General features: G+C 70.5%; 15 protein-coding genes. 6 read left to right on the top strand and 9 right to left on the bottom strand.

The window, feature by feature from the left end; genetic code table 11:
- Window positions 1-68: 68 nt before the first annotated feature.
- Window positions 69-1538, top strand: coding sequence for a histidine kinase N-terminal domain-containing protein (locus ACWGR4_RS27500; protein WP_379994803.1), 1470 nt, complete (start codon window positions 69-71; stop codon window positions 1536-1538).
- A 173-nt stretch (window positions 1539-1711) separates the two neighbouring features.
- Here the strand turns inward: ACWGR4_RS27500 and ACWGR4_RS27495 are convergent, their stop codons facing one another.
- A complete protein-coding gene (locus tag ACWGR4_RS27495) occupies window positions 1712-1966 on the bottom strand; it encodes a WhiB family transcriptional regulator (RefSeq protein ID WP_020557388.1) in 255 nt (84 codons plus the stop codon).
- Window positions 1967-2281: 315 nt separating this feature from the next.
- Window positions 2282-3211, bottom strand: a complete 930-nt coding sequence (locus ACWGR4_RS27490) for a diacylglycerol/lipid kinase family protein (protein WP_379994805.1) — start codon at window positions 3209-3211, stop codon at window positions 2282-2284.
- A 73-nt stretch (window positions 3212-3284) separates the two neighbouring features.
- Here ACWGR4_RS27490 and ACWGR4_RS27485 point away from each other — a divergent pair, with 73 nt between their 5' ends.
- On the top strand, window positions 3285-3719 hold the full coding sequence (locus ACWGR4_RS27485; RefSeq protein WP_379994807.1) for a hypothetical protein: 435 nt from the start codon (window positions 3285-3287) through the stop codon (window positions 3717-3719).
- Window positions 3720-3827: 108 nt separating this feature from the next.
- On the opposite strand, the gene ACWGR4_RS27480 is transcribed toward ACWGR4_RS27485, so the two are convergent.
- The 3 genes from ACWGR4_RS27480 to ACWGR4_RS27470 form a co-directional block, all read right to left on the bottom strand.
- Complete coding sequence (locus ACWGR4_RS27480; RefSeq protein WP_078975490.1) at window positions 3828-4712, bottom strand: RNA polymerase sigma factor SigF; 885 nt, start codon at window positions 4710-4712, stop codon at window positions 3828-3830.
- 92 nt (window positions 4713-4804) lie between these two features.
- On the bottom strand, window positions 4805-5248 hold the full coding sequence (locus tag ACWGR4_RS27475; RefSeq protein WP_379994809.1) for an ATP-binding protein: 444 nt from the start codon (window positions 5246-5248) through the stop codon (window positions 4805-4807).
- Window positions 5249-5506: 258 nt separating this feature from the next.
- On the bottom strand, window positions 5507-6073 hold the full coding sequence (locus ACWGR4_RS27470; RefSeq protein WP_452134085.1) for a CGNR zinc finger domain-containing protein: 567 nt from the start codon (window positions 6071-6073) through the stop codon (window positions 5507-5509).
- A gap of 379 nt (window positions 6074-6452) precedes the next feature.
- Here ACWGR4_RS27470 and ACWGR4_RS27465 point away from each other — a divergent pair, with 379 nt between their 5' ends.
- From ACWGR4_RS27465 to ACWGR4_RS27455, 3 genes are all read left to right on the top strand, one after another.
- Window positions 6453-7616 (top strand): NAD(P)-dependent malic enzyme, encoded by a 1164-nt coding sequence (locus tag ACWGR4_RS27465; protein ID WP_452134086.1) that lies wholly within the window; start codon window positions 6453-6455, stop codon window positions 7614-7616.
- A 145-nt stretch (window positions 7617-7761) separates the two neighbouring features.
- Window positions 7762-8724 (top strand): zinc-binding dehydrogenase, encoded by a 963-nt coding sequence (locus ACWGR4_RS27460; RefSeq protein ID WP_379994813.1) that lies wholly within the window; start codon window positions 7762-7764, stop codon window positions 8722-8724.
- A gap of 90 nt (window positions 8725-8814) precedes the next feature.
- Window positions 8815-10413, top strand: coding sequence for an ABC transporter substrate-binding protein (locus ACWGR4_RS27455; RefSeq protein WP_452133994.1), 1599 nt, complete (start codon window positions 8815-8817; stop codon window positions 10411-10413).
- A gap of 344 nt (window positions 10414-10757) precedes the next feature.
- On the opposite strand, the gene ACWGR4_RS27450 is transcribed toward ACWGR4_RS27455, so the two are convergent.
- Window positions 10758-11600: a PadR family transcriptional regulator gene (locus ACWGR4_RS27450; RefSeq protein WP_452133995.1), complete on the bottom strand. Its 843-nt coding sequence runs from the start codon at window positions 11598-11600 to the stop codon at window positions 10758-10760.
- Window positions 11597-12463 carry a DUF4097 family beta strand repeat-containing protein gene (locus ACWGR4_RS27445; RefSeq protein ID WP_379994819.1) on the bottom strand — a complete coding sequence of 289 codons (867 nt, stop codon included), beginning with the start codon at window positions 12461-12463 and terminating at the stop codon, window positions 11597-11599. The genes ACWGR4_RS27450 and ACWGR4_RS27445 overlap by 4 nt, the downstream gene beginning before the upstream one ends.
- A 219-nt stretch (window positions 12464-12682) precedes the next feature.
- Between ACWGR4_RS27445 and ACWGR4_RS27440 the strand changes: the two genes are divergently transcribed.
- The gene (locus ACWGR4_RS27440) at window positions 12683-13570 is read left to right on the top strand and encodes a DUF4184 family protein (RefSeq protein ID WP_379994821.1); all 888 of its coding nucleotides are present in this window, start codon (window positions 12683-12685) and stop codon (window positions 13568-13570) included.
- 9 nt (window positions 13571-13579) lie between these two features.
- Here ACWGR4_RS27440 and ACWGR4_RS27435 read toward each other — a convergent pair whose 3' ends face one another.
- Together ACWGR4_RS27435 and ACWGR4_RS27430 are read right to left on the bottom strand one after the other, a co-directional pair.
- Complete coding sequence (locus ACWGR4_RS27435; protein ID WP_078979233.1) at window positions 13580-13762, bottom strand: DUF6104 family protein; 183 nt, start codon at window positions 13760-13762, stop codon at window positions 13580-13582.
- 111 nt (window positions 13763-13873) lie between these two features.
- A complete protein-coding gene (locus tag ACWGR4_RS27430; RefSeq protein WP_379994823.1) occupies window positions 13874-17692 on the bottom strand; it encodes a multifunctional oxoglutarate decarboxylase/oxoglutarate dehydrogenase thiamine pyrophosphate-binding subunit/dihydrolipoyllysine-residue succinyltransferase subunit in 3819 nt (1272 codons plus the stop codon).
- Window positions 17693-17816 lie beyond the last annotated feature (124 nt).

Raw genomic sequence — 17816 nt, 5'->3', positions numbered from 1 at the left:
CGGGTGCGGCGGAGTGGGGCGGCCAGGATCGCAGGCCGGGTGGAAAGTACGCTGCGCATGTGCCCTCCATGAACGATCTCGTCCGCCGCCACGGCGCGCTGTCCGCCGCCGACCTGGAGTGGCTGCACCTGCTGGTGTCCGAGTGGCAACTGCTCGCGGATCTGTCGTTCGCCGACCTGGTGCTGTGGGTGCCCACCGACGACGGGCAGTACGTGGCGGTGGCGCAGATGCGGCCCAACACCGGAGCCACCTCGCACCAGGACGACCTGGTCGGCGACTTCGTCCCGCGCGGCCGGCGGCCGATGCTGGACGCCGCCCTCGACGAGGGGCGGATCGTGCGCGAGGGCGACCCGGAGTGGCGCGACGACGTGCCCGTGCGGGTCGAGGCGATCCCCGTCTCCCGCGAGGGTCGGGTGATCGGGGTGATCGCGCGCAACACCAACCTGCTCACCGCGCGCACCCCCAGCCGGCTGGAACTGACCTATCTGCAAAGCGCCGCGGACCTGGCGCAGATGATCGCCGCAGGGACGTTTCCGCACGCGGGCGAACTGCTCGACATGGACGCCTCGCCGCGCGTGGGCGACGGCCTGATCCGGCTCGACGCCGACGGCATCGTGCAGTACGCCAGCCCCAACGCGCTCTCCGCCTACCACCGACTCGGCCTGACCACCGACCTGGTCGGCTGCCACCTCGGCCGGATCACCGCCGAACTGGCCCCGCACGAGGGACCGGTCGACGAGGCGATCTCCGCCGTCGCCAGCGGTTGGGCGCCGCGCGAGACCGAGGTCGAGACACCCGCCGCGGTGGTGCAGTTGCGGGCGATCCCGCTCAAGCCGCGTGGTCAGCGGATCGGCGCGATCATGCTGCTGCGCGACGTGACCGAATTGCGCCGTCGCGAACGCGAGCTGATCACCAAGGACGCGACCATCCGGGAGATCCACCACCGGGTGAAGAACAACCTCCAGACGGTGGCCGCGCTGCTGCGCCTCCAGGCCCGCCGGATGGACGCGCCGCAGGCCCGCGCCGCGCTGGAGGAGGCGGTACGCCGGGTCGGCTCGATCGCGATCGTGCACGAGACGTTGTCCCAGACGCTGGACGAGCGGGTGGACTTCGACGAGATCGCCGACCGGGTGTTGTCCATGGTCACCGAGGTCGCCGCGTCCTCGCTGCGGGTGCGCACCGCCCGGCACGGCAACTTCGGCGAGCTGATCGCGGAGACCGCCACACCGCTGGCGATGGTGTTGACCGAGCTGCTGCAAAACGCCCTGGAGCACGCGTTCGAGGACCCGGCGTACGCGGATCGGGCCAACACCCTGGAGGTGCACGCGGAACGGTGGGCGGAACGACTGCTGATCACCGTCACCGACGACGGGATCGGCCTGCCCGACGGCTTCGATCCGCAGACGTCCGGCAATCTCGGTCTGCAGATCGTGCGCACCCTCGTGGGCAGCGAACTCGCGGGCCGTTTCGACATGGTGCCGAATCCGGCCGGCGGCACGATCGTCAGGCTGGACGTACACCTGAGGCAGCGCCGCTGAGCGCCGCCGCCGAATTGCGGATCGGTTCGGATCCGGCGTACGCGACGAACACCCACACGAGAAAAAGCAGTTGCCCCGCCTCGGTCCGATCGGACCCCGGCGGGGCAACTGCGGTAAAGCTCTTTTGTTTTCCGGCGATCCAAGTCTCCGGAGAGTTCAGCCCGTCGTGGTGATCAGGCGGAGGCGCGGGCGCGGTTGCGGGCGGCGCGGCGCTTGAGAGCGCGACGCTCGTCCTCGCTCAGACCGCCCCACACACCCGCGTCCTGACCGGACTCGAGAGCCCAGCCCAGGCACTGCTCCATCACGGGGCAACGGCGGCAGACCGCCTTCGCCTCCTCGATCTGAAGCAGAGCGGGACCGGTGTTGCCGATCGGGAAGAACAGCTCCGGGTCTTCGTCACGGCAGGCAGCAACGTGGCGCCAGTCCATGCGGTCCAACTCCTCGTGGGTCAGCAAGGGCTTCCGGCCCCGCTGTGGCTTGTGAATGTGAACGCTTTCACGAACCCCCCGACAAGCATGGGGCCGACGGAGTCGGTCCCCAGGTTTGGCAGTGGATTCGGGCGGTGAAGATGACCTTTCGGCCACGTCCCTGCCGCCTCGTAGAGCCTTACAAACCTCGGCCGCCGATACAACCCCCTTGGGCCAGGATTTTTTAAATCATCGGTGTCGACTAGGTCACACCACTACATCGAAGGGATGAACGGGGTATTCGCGTTCGAGTGAAAGGCCAAAAGGCCCTTCCACTCACACAATCACACGCAGTGCACGGGGAACCCCCCTGAAGGTCACACTCCGATGTTCTCCCAGATGGTCCCCGTCGACCTGAAGGGAAACAGGTTCTTCAGCCCGAAGAGTGAACGCATCGCAGTCGTGCAGGGACACGACGTGACGCCCGTGTGGAGCATTACCCGTGGAGCCCAGCATCTGGGCCAGATGGCGCAATGTGGGCAGTGTTGTCATCCGGGTGAGCGCGAAGAGGTCCAATCCGGTGTCATATGACGCTTGCGGACAGGGATTCAACGGCCGATTGCGCAAAAACGTCCACGGGACCGTGTTCTGGACTATGCCGAGGCAGATTCCCCCGATCGGGTCCATGCCCGGGACCTCCAGCGTGAGCGGCCCGCGCCTGTGGGCGTTTCGACCGCCGAGGAAGTGGTGCATCGCGGAGCGTACGTACAACCCGGGGGTGGCCCGCCGGCCGCCGGCCCGGCGGTGCTCCACCCGTCCGACCACCTCGGCGTCGAAGCCGAGTCCGGCGCAGAACAGGAACCAGCGCTCGTCGGCCAGGCCCAGGCCGATCTCCCGACTGCGGCCCGCGCGCAACGCGTCGAGCAGCAGGCCGGTCGCCTCGACCGGGTCGTTGGGCAGTCCGAGCGAGCGGGCGAAGACGTTGGTACTGCCGCCCGGGACCACCGCCACCGCCGGTAGCGAGGGGGCCGGGCCCGCCGCCAGGAGGCCGTTGGCCACCTCGTTGACCGTGCCGTCGCCGCCGAGCGCGATCACCAGGTCGATGCCGTCGTCGGCCGCCTGCCGGGCCAGCTCCGCGGCATGGCCCCGGTGCTCGGTGTTCACCACGTCGAGCTTGAGGTCGCCGGCGAGCGCGTGTGCCAGCACGTCGCGGGTCCGCTCACTGGTGGTCGTGGCCTTGGGGTTCACGACGAGAAGGGCACGCATGACGACAGGGTATCTACCGGCGGGTAGGGCGCCCCCGGCCCGGAGCACACCGGCCCGAGGTTACAGTCTTGGGGTGACCGAGAGCCCTTCCGCCCAGGACCAGCCGGACCCCGCCGGGGCCCTCCCGCTCACCTGGCGCATCTGTACCGCGGTGGTCGGTGTCGAGGCGTTCGCGCTCCTCGGCTACGCCCTCTACCTGACCTTCCGCAGCGAGTTCGGCCATCCGACCAACTCCTCGGAGGGCGTGGCGATCGGCATCTACCTGCTGATCCTCGCCGCCGGGATAGTCGCCGCCTTCGTCGGCATGGTGCGCGGCCGGCGCTGGAGCCGATCGCCGGCGATCACCGCCAATCTGATCGTGGTCGGCATGGGTTGGTATCTGATCAAGGCGGATCAGATGGCGATCGGGATCCTGACGATGATCGTGGGCGCAGCCACCATCGGCACGCTCGCCACCCCCGGGATGTACAAGGCGCTCGAAACGCGGCACCAGGCCCGGCGGGCCTGAGCGCGCGGACACCGGCTCGGCGAAGCGGGCGGCCCCGGACCGACATCGGTCCGGGGCCGCCGCACTTCCACACCCGCGCGCACCCGGTGTACCGGTGCCGCTCCGGTGCTACTCCTCGACCAGCAGGCGCTCGCGCAACTGCGCGAGCGTGCGCGCCAACAGCCGCGAGACGTGCATCTGGGAGATGCCGACCTCCTGCGCGATCTGGGACTGGGTCATGTTGCCGAAGAAGCGAAGCAGCAGGATCTTCTTCTCGCGCGGCGGCAACTGCTCCAGGAGCGGCTTGAGCGACTCGCGATACTCGACCCCCTCCAGCGCGTCGTCCTCGGCGCCCAACGTGTCGGCGACGGCCGGTGAATCGTCGTCGGTGTCCGGCACGTCGAGCGACAGCGTGCTGTAGGCGTTGGCCGATTCGAGGCCCTCGAGCACCTCCTCCTCGGAGATCCCCAACTGCACGGCGAGTTCGGCGACCGTGGGGGACCTGCCGTTGCGCTGGGACAGCTCGGCGGTGGCCGAGGTCAGCGCGAGCCGCAGCTCCTGGAGTCGGCGCGGCACCCGCACCGCCCAGCCCTTGTCCCGGAAGTGCCGCTTGATCTCGCCGACGATGGTCGGCGTCGCGTAGGTCGAGAACTCGACCCCGCGATCCGAGTCGAACCGGTCCACCGACTTGATCAGGCCGATGGTGGCCACCTGGATCAGGTCGTCGAGCGGCTCGCCGCGATTGCGGAACCGGCGGGCCAGGTGCTCGACCAGCGGCAGATGCATCTCCACCAGTCGATCGCGCACCGCGGCCCGGGCCGGCGGATCCGATTCCAGCTCCGCCAACCGCGCGAACAGCCCCCGCGCGACCTCGCGGTCGTGGGCGTGGCGTTCGGAACCGGCCCGCCGCCGATTCGGCACCGCGGGACCCGTGGGCCCGGCGGCTCCGGCAGGCTGCGCCGACCCCGTCGCCTCGACGCCACCGTCCATCGTCATGCTCGCGTCGCTCACCATGCCCTCACCCTCCCCTCGGCCGCGCCCGGCGGCCTCGTCGGGTGAGGCCGCGCTCGGCTGCGGTTCGTTGGCCGCGCCTTCAACACCACTGCTCACGTCTGCTCCGGCCCGCCACCGCGCTTCTTGTGCAGGCTGATGGCGACCACCTTGTCATCGCTCACCGTGGCGTCCACCTCGCCGGCCAGCGCCGACAGGACGGTCCAGGCGAACGTGTCGCGCGCGGGTGTTCGACCGTCCGTGGTCGGCGCGGACACGGTCACGTGCAACGCGTCGCCCACCAGGTTGAACACGCAGGAGAGGATCCCGCCGGCCACCGCCTGATCGAGCAACATCGCGCACGCCTCGTCCACCGCGATGCGCAGATCCTCGATCTCGTCCAGGGTGAAGTCGAGGCGGGCCGCGAGGCCCGCCGTGGCGGTGCGCAGGACGGAGAGATAGGCACCTTCGGCAGGCAGTCGGACCTCGACGAAGTCACGCTGCCCGGTGCCGGCTTCGTCCGCGGTGTGTGCGGATCGCTGGGACACCCTCACCTCCAAGGTGCTGCTGTGGGTGGCCGCCGGAGGCGGTCACCACCGATGTCGGGGAACCCCAGCGACGCTACCGCGCCGGCCGACAACTGTCGTCATCGATGCGCGAACGTGGGCGGGAACGACCGGGGAGCCGTCCACCCGACGCTACGTCACGATATGTGATTTGACGAGTACGTAGTGTACCCGACTTCGGTAATTTCGCACCGGGAGATCAAGCCGTCCATGTACATGTGCCACAGTCGACCGCGCGCCAACCCGCAAATGTCAGGTATGTCGGTCGGGCTGCGGCTCCCGGGCCCGGCGTCTGGCCCGGTACAGGGCCACGTTGGCGCGCGAGGCGCACCGGTCCGAACAGTGCCGGCGGGAGCGATTTGCGGACAGGTCCAGGAACACGTTTCGGCACGGGAGGGCCTGGCAGACGCCGAGTCGGTCGATACCGTGCGTAGTCAACTGCACGGCCAGGCCCATGCCGGCGATGGCGGCGAAGCCCTCGGCCGCGCCGACCGCGTCGCCCGCCAGGTGTAGATGCCACGGGCTGGCGTCGTGGCCGGTCAGGCGCGGATGTACGGGGAATTCGGCGAGCAGTCCGTTCAGCGTCGCCACCGCGTCCGCCTCGCGTCCGGCCGCGGCGGCCGTGAAGACCGCGCGCAGGCGGGTGCGGACCGAGCGCAACCGGGCCACGTCACCGTCGGTCACCCGGGACGGGATCCGCCGAACGGGTGCGATCAGCGCGGGCACGTCGTCGGGGCAGCGCAGCAGGTCCTCGCCGCGGGCCGGCTGTTCGGTGTTGACCAGGCGGACCGCGTGCTCGGCATACGCGGAGAGGTCCAACGGCTGCCCTTCTTCGCACGGAGGACGATCGGCGCGCGATTCGCCCGGAACGACCTGACGGATGTGGCGGCGGTTACTGTCAGCGTACCGCCCGTGGCACTAGCGTCTGGGCCGGGTGCACCAGGGTCTGACGGTCCATCACAAAAAGGTGGTAATCGGTTCATCGCCCCGGCGTACCCCCGTTCGGGGGGTGTGCCAAAATCGGCGTCACGGGTGACCCCCGTACCCTCAGCCGGATCATGTGCGCTGCACGAAGCGCCGATGCCGCTGAGGTAAGCAGCCGGCGCTCGCGCTCCGAGAGCTGCACTTCCACTGAGCAATGTCGATGAAGTCGATAAGAGGGGTCACTGTGGCAGCGGAGATCATCCCGACGGACAGCATGGCGACGGACGAACTCGATCCGGTCTTCGCCCTGCACCGGGGCGGGAAAATGGAAGTTCGCTCGACCGTCCCGGTGCGCAACCGCGACGACCTGTCCCTGGCCTACACGCCCGGTGTGGCACGTGTCTGCACGGCCATCGCGCAGAACCCGGAGCTGGTCCACGACTACACGTGGGTGTCCAACACGGTTGCCGTCGTCACCGACGGCACCGCCGTGCTCGGCCTGGGCGACATCGGTCCGGCCGCCTCCCTGCCGGTGATGGAGGGCAAGGCGATCCTGTTCAAGCAGTTCGGCGGCGTCGACGCGGTGCCGATCGCGCTCGACTGCACCGACGTGGACGAGCTGGTGGACACCATCGCCCGGCTCGCGCCCTCGTTCGGCGGGATCAACCTGGAGGACATCAGCGCCCCGCGCTGCTTCGAGGTCGAGCGCCGGCTCCAGGAGCGGGTGTCCATCCCGGTCTTCCACGACGACCAGCACGGCACCGCGATCGTCGCGCTGGCCGCGCTGCGCAACGCGGCCACGGTGACCGGGCGCGGCCTCGGCGACCTGCGCGCGGTCATCTCGGGCGCGGGCGCGGCGGGCATCGCGATCGCCAAGATCCTGATCGAGGCGGGCATCGGCGACCTGTGCGTGGTGGACAGCCGGGGCATCGTGCACGAGGGACGCGACGACCTGACGCCGATCAAGCGGATGATCGCCGAGCTGACCAACAAGGCCGGGCTGCGCGGCGGCATCGAGGTCGCGATGAAGGGCGCCGACGTCTTCCTCGGGGTCTCCGCGGGCAAGGTGCCCGAGGAGGTCGTGGCGACGATGGCGCCCGAGGCGATCATCTTCGCGATGGCCAACCCGAACCCGGAGATCGACCCGGACCTCGCGCACAAGTACGCGGCCGTGGTCGCCACCGGGCGCAGCGACTACCCGAACCAGATCAACAACGTGCTGGCCTTCCCGGGGGTGTTCGCCGGCGCGCTGTCGGTGCGCGCCAAGCGGATCACCGAGGGGATGAAGGTGGCCGCCGCCGAGGCGCTGGCTGCGGTCGTCGCCGACGAGCTGGCGCCCGACCGGGTGATTCCGTCGCCGTTCGACGAGCGGGTCGCGCCGGCGGTGACCAAGGCGGTGGCCGAGGCCGCGCGCCGGGACGGTGTGGCGCGCATCTGAGCCGCGGTCCGTGGATCGGTGATCGTCCGACGGCTCCTCGCCGACCGTTCGACGATCGACGCGCGGCCACGGCTGCCGAGAGCCGAGGGCCCCACCCGGGCGGGTGGGGCCCTCGGCTCGTCGCCGGCGTCAGTAGGGTGCCTGCATGTTTGCCGTGAGTGCCGTGCGCATCGATGCCCAGGACCCGCTGTCCGGTCTCCGGCTCGGGGAACGACCCGAGCCCGGCGCGGACGGGGCGCTGCCGCCGGGGTGGACGACCGTCACGGTCAAGGCCGCCTCGCTGAACCACCACGACCTGTGGTCCCTCAAGGGTGTGGGCATCACCGAGAAGCAGTTGCCGATGATCCTGGGCTGTGACGCGGCCGGGATCGACGAGGACGGCAACGAGGTCGTCGTGCACTCGGTGATCGGCGGGCTCGGGACCGACGAGCCCCGGTCGATCCTGACCGAGCGCTACGACGGCACCTTCGCCGAGAAGGTTGCCGTACCCCGCTGGAACCTCCTGCCCAAGCCGGCCGAACTGAGCTTCGAGCAGGCGTGCTGCCTGCCTACGGCGTGGCTGACGGCGTATCGGATGTTGTTCACCAACTCGGGGGTGCGGCCGGGCGGCACGATCCTGGTCCAGGGCGCCGGCGGCGGGGTGGCCACCGCGCTGGTGGTGCTCGGGAAGGCGGCCGGGTACCGCGTGTGGGTGACCAGTCGGGACGAGGCCAAGGGCGCGCGGGCGGTGGAGCTGGGCGCGGACGCGGCGTTCGGCTCGGGCGCGCGGTTGCCCGAGCGGGTGGACGCGGTGATGGAGACGGTCGGCGCGGCCACCTGGTCGCACTCGATCAAGAGCCTGAAGCCGGGCGGCACGATCGTGATCTCCGGTGCCACCTCGGGCGATCGGCCGCCGGCCGCCGAGTTGACCCGGATCTTCTTCAACGAACTGCGCGTCGTCGGTTCGACGATGGGCGACAAGGACGAACTCGCGGGGCTGCTTCGGCTGTGCGCGCACGGTGGGGTGCGGCCGGTGATCGACTCCGTGCTGCCGTTGCGCGAGGCGGTGGAGGGGTTTCGGCGGTTGGCGGAGGGTGAGTTGTTCGGGAAGATCGTTTTCGCTGTTTGATTCGGTTGATTCGGCTTTTGGTTGCCGGTTGCCGGTTGCCGGTTGCCGGTAGTTGGTAGTTGGTTGCGTGGGTTTTCGGAAGGACCTTCGATGCCGTTGTCCCGTCGCCGTGTGCTTGCCCTGGGGGCCGGTACGGGGGTGGTCGCGGTGTCCGCGGGCCTGCTCGCCGGCTGTGGCGGGCGCGAGTCGCGGTCGGGGGGCACGCTCGTGGTGGGCCTGCCGCGGCTGCCCGACGTGCTCAATCCGGTGCATTCGACGGCCGAGGCGACCCGGTGGATCGCCGACCCGGTGGTCGAGGCGCTGTACACCTACCGGGACGACACCACGATCGGGCCGGTATTGGCCGCGGCCGATCCGCAGATCGCGCCGGACGGGCTGAGTTGGACCGTACGGCTGCGGGCGGATGTGCGCTTCCACAACGGGGATCCGTTCACCGCCGAGCATGTGGCGGCATGTCTGCGTCGGGTGAACGATCCGGCGACGGCGGGGGACTGGGCGCCGTGGCTGGCGGGGCGGTTCGGGGCGATCGAGGCGCCGGACGCGCGGACGGTACGGATCGAGCTGCCGCGGGCGTTCGGGGCGCTCCGGGCGTTCTTGGCCTGTCTGCCGATCCCGCATCAGGCGAGCCTGGGGGATCCTCGGGCGCTGCTGGGCACCGGGCCGTTTCGGCTGGCGAGCGCGGACGGCGGTGCGGTCGTGTTGCGCCGGGACGCGGGGTATCGGGACAAGGCCGCGCCGGCGGACGCGTTGGAGTTCCGCGCGTCGGCCGATCCGGTGGCCGATCTGAAGGCGCACCGGCTCGCGGTGTACCCGCACCCGACGCCCGAACAGGTGCGGCGGTTGCGCAAGGCGGACGACACGTACGTGCAGACCGCGAGCGGGCCGGCCGACCTGGTGGTGCTGCCGAATCTGCGCCGGCCGCCGTTCGACGACGTCGCGGTGCGACGGGCGCTGGGGTTCGGGATGGATCGCACCCGGGTGCTGCGGGACGTGTACCGGGGCGACGCGGTGATCGGGCAGGGGCCGCTGGGGCCGGGCAACGAGGGGTGGGACCCGGAGTACACCCCGTACGGGCGGGGGGTCAGCCCGACCGTGTCGCCGAAGCCGAGTCCGAGCGCGACGGCGGGGCCGACGGTGGAGCCGGAGCGGGTCACCGCGATGTTGGGCGAGGCGCCGGTGCCGTTGCCGCGGGGCGGCGTGCGGTTCACGCTGCTGGCGGTGGTCGGAGAGGCCGGGGAACTGCCGGACGTGGCACGGGTGTTGGCCGAGGGGTGGAATCGGGTCGGGTTCACCGTCGTGGTCGAGCCGGTGGACGCGGCGACGTGGGCGGCGCGGCGGCGGGTCGGTGACTTCGACGCGGCGCTGGTGGATCGGCGCGGGTCGGGGTACGCGGTGGGGCGCACGGGCTTCGCGGCGTTGGCGCCGGCGGTGTCGACCGGGGGCGAGAGCACGGGGTATGCGAACCCGGAGCTGGATCGGTTGGTCGAGGAGGCGGCTGCGACGCCGGACAACGCGCGGCGGGCGCGGCTCACGCGGGTGGCGGGGGAGATCGTCGCGCGGGACGCGGTGGTGCTTCCTCCGGTGTATCCGAAGGTCGTGGTGGGGCGGACGGGGCGGGTCGAGTCGGTGAACACGCGGGCGTTGGCGACGGGACGGTTGTCGCTGGCGCGGCTGCATCGACGGGGGTAGGCGGGTTCGGGCCGGGTCGGCCCGTGTGGTTGGCGGTGCACTTGGCTGTGCGGCCGGTGGGGTTGGCGTGCCTTGGCCGTGCGGCCGACGCCACGTGGCGCCCCTGTGGCCTCATGCGCCGGGCCTCATGCGCTGGCGGGGCTGAATTGGTCCCTTGCGCCGGCGGGGTTGGTTCGCCTCATGCGCCGGCCGGGGTGGTTCGCTTCGCGCGCCTGGCTGGGGTGATTTGGCTCGGCTTGGTTGTTTGGGGGTTGGGGCGGTGGGATTCGCCGGTCGGTGGTGGGCTGGGTGTGGGGGTGGCACGGGATATGGCCTTGCTGTGGTCGTATCCCGTGCCGGGGGGGTTATTGGGGTGGGGGGTTTGGGTCGAAGATGGCTTTCAGGTCCTTGATCGCCGTTTTGATGATGTTGCGGGCTTCGGTCAGTTGGTCCTGGGTTACGCCGGCTCGGTGGGCCCAGGGGGTTACCTCTGTGCGGATGGAGTCGATGATCGACTCCAGGTCCAGGGAATCCTGGTCGCGGGTCGGGCGGTCGGTTTCCTTTGACCAGGCGTCGGTGGCTCGGGCTCGGGCGGAGGTGGGTTCCGGGTCGGTGCCGAAGCGGCGGCGGAGTTCGCGTTCCAGGTCGAACAGGCCGGGTTTGGCGGCCAGGTCGACCAGGTTGTGGGCCAAGCCCTCGGCGAGGTCGGCCATGCGCTGGGAGAACATCGGTTCCCAGGACCGGCGGCCGGCGGCCTTGGGGTCGGACCAGTCGTCGGTGTCCGGGCGTTGCTCCTCCTCGACGGCCGGGCGCGGGGACTTGCGGACCTCGCGGGCCGCGCGGCCCAGTTCCTCCCGCAGGTTTTGCGCCGACGTGCGCACCTCGTCCCGGATCTCCCGGGCCCGCTCGTAGACCGACTCGCGGATCTGCGCCTCCAGCTGGGTCAACTCCTCCTGGCGGGCCGCCAGTTCGGCGCGGCCGGCGTCGGTGATCCGGTACACCTTCCGGCCGCCCTCGACGTCGTGCTCGACCAGGCCCTCCTGCTCCAGCTTGGCCAGGCGCGGGTAGACGGTGCCCGCGGAGGGCGAGTAGAGGCCCAGGAAGCGGTCGTGGAGCAGGCGGATGACCTCGTAGCCGTGACGGGGGCTCTCGTCGAGCAGCTTCAGCAGGTAGAGCCGTAGCCGGCCGTGGCCGAAGACGGGGTTCATGCGCTCACCTTTCCCTCCGGCGCGCGGCGCAGCAGCGTCACGTCGCCCGATACCGAGTTGATCCGCAGCCGGCCCGAGCCCTCGCCGAGCTTGCCCGTCACGTGGCTCGCGCCGAATTTGGCGCTCGTGGTCAGCTCGTCGAAGACCGAGTCGACGGAGCCGGCCGCGGTGCGCACGTCCACGCGCATATCCCCGCGGTGCGGCAGGCGCACGGTCAACTCGCCGGATACCGTGGTCAGTTGCACGTGGCTGCGGCCGACCTCGTCCAGGTCCAGGGTCATCGACCCGGAGACCGAGTTGGCCCGCACCCGGCCGCCGGTGCCCTCGATCACGGTGAGCGAGCCGGCCACCGTCACCACCCCGAGGTCGCCGGCCAGCGACTCGGCGTCGACCGATCCGGAGATCGTGTTCGCGTCGACCGTGCCGGTCAGCCCGACCAGGGTCACGTCGCCGCCGATGCTGCGCACCGTGGTGGTGCCGTGCATCCCGGACACGGTCGCGTGCGCGGACACCACGCCGATCTCGACCGTGCAGTCCCACGGCACGGCCAGCGAGACCTCGGCGTGCCGCCGCCCGATCGCGCGCCCGTCGGCCATGAACGCGCGCAGGTCGGAGCGTTTGCCGGCGTTCTGGAACCGGTCCATCAGGTGCTTGGCCGTCAGGTCCGGGTAGGAGACGACGAGTTCGCCGCTCACCTCGTCGTGGGTCACCTGCAGCGGCGGACCCTCGACGGCGTGCACCTCCAGGCGCGGCGGGCCGTCGGTGCCCACGACGTCGACCAGCCCGCCGATGGTGCGCACCCGCAGCACCCGCACGGTGTCGAGTGTGAGGTCTTGCGGTCCCTCGATCATCCATCGGGACATGGACCCTCCCCTTGGGGTCGGTGTGCCGGACGCGATGCGTCGGGCAGATGTGTGCCGGACGCGATATATCGCGAAGCTCTGCTACTCACGATATATCGCGTGTGGCGGAGGTCAAGGGAACCATCCGGTCTGCTTCCGGCGTTTTTGGATGCCGACGGACCTTGCCCCGCCGCGCGGCCCGCGCGCGGCGGGCCCGCATCGCACCCGGGGGCGCCACGCATGCCATTCACGCTCAGCCACATCGCCGCGGTGCTGCCGCTGCAGGGGGCGACCCGCACCGGCACCACGGTCGGCGCCGGGGCGGGCCGACACGGCCCGCTGATCGCCTCCGCGCTCGCCTTCGGCGCGATGGCCCCGGACGTGATCCTGTTCGTGAACCTGGACTTCCTGCCGATGCGCGCCGACCGCCGGGCCACCCACGAGCTGTGGCCGGGGGTGCTGGGCCTGAACATCGTGCTCACCGCGCTGCTCGTGCTCGCGTTCCACCTGCTCGCCAGGCCGCTGCTCGTACTGCTGCCGGACCGGATCCGGGCGGCCCTGGAGGAGCCGCTGCGCCCGCGCCTGCCGGGCCGGTGGTACACCGCCGCGCGGGCCCGACGGCCCTTCCTGCGGGAAATGCTCGTGGTGTGCGCGTGGTTCGTGGTCTCCGCCGTGCTGGGCGGGCTCTCACACCTGGCCTGGGACGCCTGGACGCACCACGACGACCCCGGGGTGGCACACGTACTGCCCGAGCTGCGCCGGGAGTTCCTGGGCCTGCGTCCGGGCTATGTGCTGCTCCAGCACATCAGCACGGTGGTCGGGTTCGTCGCCTGCTCGGTGTGGACGTGGCGCTGGATCGGCCGACTGCCGCAACGCCCCGTCACGGGCCCGCGCATGCCCGTGGCGGGGCGCTGGGCGGTGCTGGGCGCCCTGGTGCTGGTCGGCACGATCGGGGCGGCCAGGGCGCTGCTGCCGTTCCCCGACGGGCGGGTACCGGCCTTCGAGGTGCTCGGCTTCGACGCCGCGACCGGATTCGGCCGCGGCCTCGCCGTCGGGATGGTGCTCTACGCCCTCGGCTGGGCCGTATGGCACACCCGCGCGCCGCGCCGAGCCGACACCGGGACCTGACCGAGCCCGCTACTCGTCGTCGTCCTCGTCGTCCAGCCGCGCCAGCCAGGTCGCCAACCGCTCGACGGGCGTCTCGAACTCGGGGTTGAGGTCCACGAACGTGCGCAGCTGCTCGGCGAGCCAGGCCAGGGACACCTCCTCCTCGCCGCGCCGCTTCTCCAGCTCCTCGATGCCACGGTCCGTGAAGTACATGTTCTCCGACTCCGGTATGTGTGTGGGATCCACCGCCGAACGCGGCTCCGCCCCGGCGCGCATCGTACGTGCGCCGGGGCGGAGCCGGTGAATCGACCTACGAGCCGTGGATCAGCTCATCGCTTCCTCGACCAGGCCCTGCTGCTCGGCCTCGTGCCGCTTGGCCGAACCGACCGCCGGCGACGAGGACGACGGACGCGCGATCCGCCGCGGCGCCGGGAGGCCGTACTCGACCAGGTTGAGCGCGATGAACGGCCACGCGCCCTGGTTGGTCGGCTCCTCCTGGGCCCAGACCAGCTCCAGGTCCTTGCCGTAGCGGTCGAGGCCGTAGCGCTCCAGCTCCGCCTTCAGCTCGGCCACCGGCAGCGGGTAGAGCCGCTCCACGCGGACCAGCGCGACGTCGTCGCGGCCCGCCTTGGCCCGGCCCGCGGCCAGGTCGTAGTGGAACTTGCCGGACGACATGACCACCCGCTTGACCTTGGCCGGGTCCACCGTGGTGTCCCCGATCACCGGCCGGAACTGACCGGTGGTGAACTCCTCGATCTTCGACGCGGCGGCCTTCAGGCGCAGCATCGACTTCGGGGTGAACACCACGAGCGGCTTGTGGTGCGGGTTGAGCGCCTGCCAGCGCAACAGGTGGAAGTAGTTGCTCGGCAGGGTCGGCGCGGCCACCGTCATGTTGTTCTGCGCGCACATCTGCAGGTAGCGCTCGATGCGCGCGGACGAGTGGTCCGGGCCCTGGCCCTCGTAGCCGTGCGGAAGCAGCAGGACCACACCGGAGTGCTGGTGCCACTTCTGCTCGGCGGAGGAGATGAACTCGTCCATGATCGACTGCGCGCCGTTGGCGAAGTCGCCGAACTGCGCCTCCCACAACACCAGCGACTGCGGCCGGGCCAGCGAGTAGCCGTACTCGAAGCCCATCGCGGCGAACTCGCTGAGCAGCGAGTCGTACACGGTGAACTTGGCCTGGTCCTCGGACAGGTGCGCGAGCGGGGTGTACTCGGCGCCCGAGGTGCGGTCCACCAGGACCGAGTGCCGCTGGCCGAAGGTGCCGCGCCGGCTGTCCTGACCGGCGAGGCGCACCGGGCGACCCTCCATCAGGAGCGAACCGAACGCCAGCGTCTCGCCCATCGCCCAGTCGATCGTGCCGTCCTCGACCATCGCCGCCCGACGCTGCAACTGCGGCTGCAGGCGCGGGTGTACGGCGAAGTCCTCGGGCAGCGAGACCTGCGACTCGACGATCCGCTTGACCGTCTCGTGCGCGATGCCGGTCGGGTCGATCCGCGGGAAGGCGATGTCGGCCGCGGGGGCGGCCGGGGCCACCTGCGGGGCCTGCGGCGCGGTGGCCTGCCGGACCTCGGAGAAGACCTTCTCCAGCTGGTCCTGGTAGTCCTTGAGCGCCTGCTCGGCCTCCTCCACCGTGATGTCGCCACGACCGATCAGGGCCTCGGTGTAGAGCTTGCGCACCGAACGCTTCTTGTCGATCAGGTCGTACATCAGCGGCTGGGTGAACGACGGGTTGTCGGCCTCGTTGTGACCCCGGCGCCGGTAGCAGATGAGGTCGATCACCACGTCCTTGTGGAACGTCTGCCGGTACTCGAACGCGAGCTGCGCGATCCGCACGCACTGCTCGGGGTCGTCACCGTTGACGTGGAAGATCGGCGCCTCGATCATCCGCGCGACGTCGGTCGCGTAGATGGACGAGCGGGACGCGGCCGGGGAGGCGGTGAAGCCGACCTGGTTGTTGATCACCACGTGGATCGTGCCGCCGGTGCGGTAGCCGCGCAGCTGCGACATGTTGAGCGTCTCGGCGACCACGCCCTGGCCCGCGAACGCGGCGTCGCCGTGTAGCAGGAGCGGCAGGACCGGGAAGTCGGCGCCCTCCATGTCGATGATGTCCTGCTTGGCGCGCACGACGCCCTCCAGGACCGGGTCGACCGCCTCCAGGTGCGAGGGGTTCGCCACCAGCGAGACCTTGACCTGGGCGCCGTCCTCGGAGGAGAACGTGCCCTCGGCGCCGAGGTGGTACTTCACGTCGCCCGAGCCGTGCATCGACTTGGGGTCGATGTTGCCCTCGAACTCGCGGAAGACCTGCGCGTAGGACTTGCCGACGATGTTGGTCAGCACGTTCAGCCGGCCGCGGTGCGCCATGCCGATCGCGACCTCGTCCAGGCCGTCCTCGGCCGCCGCCGAGATGATCGCGTCGAGCAGCGGGATGGTGGTCTCGCCGCCCTCCAGGGAGAAGCGCTTCTGGCCGACGTACTTGGTGGCCAGGAAGGTCTCGAACGCCTCCGCCGCGTTCAGCCGGCGCAGGATGCGCAGCTGGTCCTCGCGGTCCGGCTTGGCGTGCGGCACCTCCACCCGCTCCTGGATCCAGCGGCGCTGGTCCGGGTCCTGGATGTGCATGTATTCGATGCCGACGGTGCGGCAGTAGGTGTCCCGCAGCACGCCCAGCACGTCGCGCAGCGTCATCAGCGACTGCCCCGCGAAGCCGCCGACCGCGAACTCGCGCTCCAGGTCCCACAACGTCAGCCCGTGCTCGACCACGTCGAGGTCCGGGTGCCGGCGCTGCTTGTATTCCAGCGGGTCGGTGTCGGCCATCAGGTGACCGCGGACCCGGTAGGAGTGGATCAGCTCCTGCACACGTGCCGTCTTGTTGACGTCGTCCTCGTGTGTCGCGGAGATGTCCTGCACCCAGCGCACGGGTTCGTACGGGATGCGCAGCGAACGGAAGATCTCCTCGAAGAAGCAGTCCTCGCCGAGCAGCAGCTGATTCATCCGACGCAGGAACTCGCCCGACTGGGCGCCCTGGATGATGCGGTGGTCGTAGGTGCTGGTCAGCGTGAGTGTCTTGCTGACCGCGAGGCGGGAGAGGGTGTCCGCGGACGCCCCCGCGAACTCCGCCGGGTAGTCCATCGCGCCCACGCCGACGATCGTGCCCTGACCGGGCATCAGGCGCGGCACCGAGTGCACGGTGCCGATGCCGCCCGGGTTGGTCAGCGAGATCGTCACTCCGGCGAAGTCGTCCACCGTGAGCTTGTTCGACCGGGCCCGCCGGACGATGTCCTCGTACGCCTGCCAGAAGGCGAAGAAGTCCATCTCGTCGGCCTTCTTGATGGCCGCCACCACGAGCTGGCGGTCACCGTTGGCCTTCGTCAGGTCGATCGCGAGACCGAGGTTGACGTGGGCCGGCTTGACCAGGAACGGCTTGCCGTCACGCTCTTCGTACGCGTGGTTCATCGACGGCATCGACTTCGCCGCCTGGACCAGCGCGTAGCCGATGAGGTGGGTGAACGAGACCTTGCCACCGCGAGCACGCTTGAGGTGGTTGTTGATCACGATCCGGTTGTCGATCAGCAGCTTGGCCGGTACGGCCCGCACGCTGGTCGCGGTCGGAATAGTGAGCGACGAGTCCATGTTGATCGCGACACGTGCCGCCGGGCCCTTGAGCTGGACGGCGTCGGGGGAGGCGGCGGGCTGCTTCGGCGCGGCGGGCGCCTTGGCGGCCGGCGGCTTGGCCGGCGCCGCGGGGGCGGACTTCGCGGGCGCGGGCGGGGCCGGAGTGCCGGCCGGGATCGGAGTCGACGAAGGCGCCGCGTCCTGTACACCGGTCGTCATCATCGGGTGGCTCGGGGCCGGGGCCGGAGTCGTCGTCCCCGTCGCGGTCGACGAAATCGCCGCCGACACCGGGGGTTGCGCCGTGCTCGGCGCGGGGATGTTTCCAGAGTTGTTCGTGGTACCGCTCACTGGTGTGGGGCCGCTCGGGCTTGCCACGGTGGCTGGACCGGCGGACGTCGACGGCGTCGACGGCTCGCTGGGCTTGTAATCGGCGAAGAAGTCCCACCAAGCACGATCCACCGAGTTGGGATCTTGCAAATATTGCTGGTAAATCTCGTCGACGAGCCACTCGTTGGGGCCGAAGCTGGCCATCGGGTTGCTAGGGGACTGTGACGACACGGCGGCAACCGCCCTCTTCCGCTTCCTGGGGTGGTGGACAGCGGGAAACAAGGCTACGCCCTTTGACCGGTGTCGCGCAGGCCCCTCGGCCTCCGCG

Source organism: Embleya sp. NPDC055664 (genome assembly GCF_053618075.1).
The sequence above is the reverse complement of the archived record's forward strand: the minus strand, read 5'-3'. Positions and strand labels throughout refer to the sequence as shown.

Coding starts and splice junctions, on each gene's coding strand:
- ACWGR4_RS27495 (WP_020557388.1), bottom strand. CDS start 1,966: ATGGACTGGCGCCACGTTGCTGCCTGCCGTGACGAAGACCCGGAGCTG.
- ACWGR4_RS27500 (WP_379994803.1), top strand. CDS start 69: ATGAACGATCTCGTCCGCCGCCACGGCGCGCTGTCCGCCGCCGACCTG.
- ACWGR4_RS27460 (WP_379994813.1), top strand. CDS start 7,762: ATGTTTGCCGTGAGTGCCGTGCGCATCGATGCCCAGGACCCGCTGTCC.
- ACWGR4_RS27430 (WP_379994823.1), bottom strand. CDS start 17,692: ATGGCCAGCTTCGGCCCCAACGAGTGGCTCGTCGACGAGATTTACCAG.
- ACWGR4_RS27450 (WP_452133995.1), bottom strand. CDS start 11,600: ATGAACCCCGTCTTCGGCCACGGCCGGCTACGGCTCTACCTGCTGAAG.
- ACWGR4_RS27440 (WP_379994821.1), top strand. CDS start 12,683: ATGCCATTCACGCTCAGCCACATCGCCGCGGTGCTGCCGCTGCAGGGG.
- ACWGR4_RS27455 (WP_452133994.1), top strand. CDS start 8,815: ATGCCGTTGTCCCGTCGCCGTGTGCTTGCCCTGGGGGCCGGTACGGGG.
- ACWGR4_RS27465 (WP_452134086.1), top strand. CDS start 6,453: ATGGCGACGGACGAACTCGATCCGGTCTTCGCCCTGCACCGGGGCGGG.
- ACWGR4_RS27435 (WP_078979233.1), bottom strand. CDS start 13,762: ATGTACTTCACGGACCGTGGCATCGAGGAGCTGGAGAAGCGGCGCGGC.
- ACWGR4_RS27490 (WP_379994805.1), bottom strand. CDS start 3,211: ATGCGTGCCCTTCTCGTCGTGAACCCCAAGGCCACGACCACCAGTGAG.
- ACWGR4_RS27445 (WP_379994819.1), bottom strand. CDS start 12,463: ATGTCCCGATGGATGATCGAGGGACCGCAAGACCTCACACTCGACACC.
- ACWGR4_RS27480 (WP_078975490.1), bottom strand. CDS start 4,712: ATGGTGAGCGACGCGAGCATGACGATGGACGGTGGCGTCGAGGCGACG.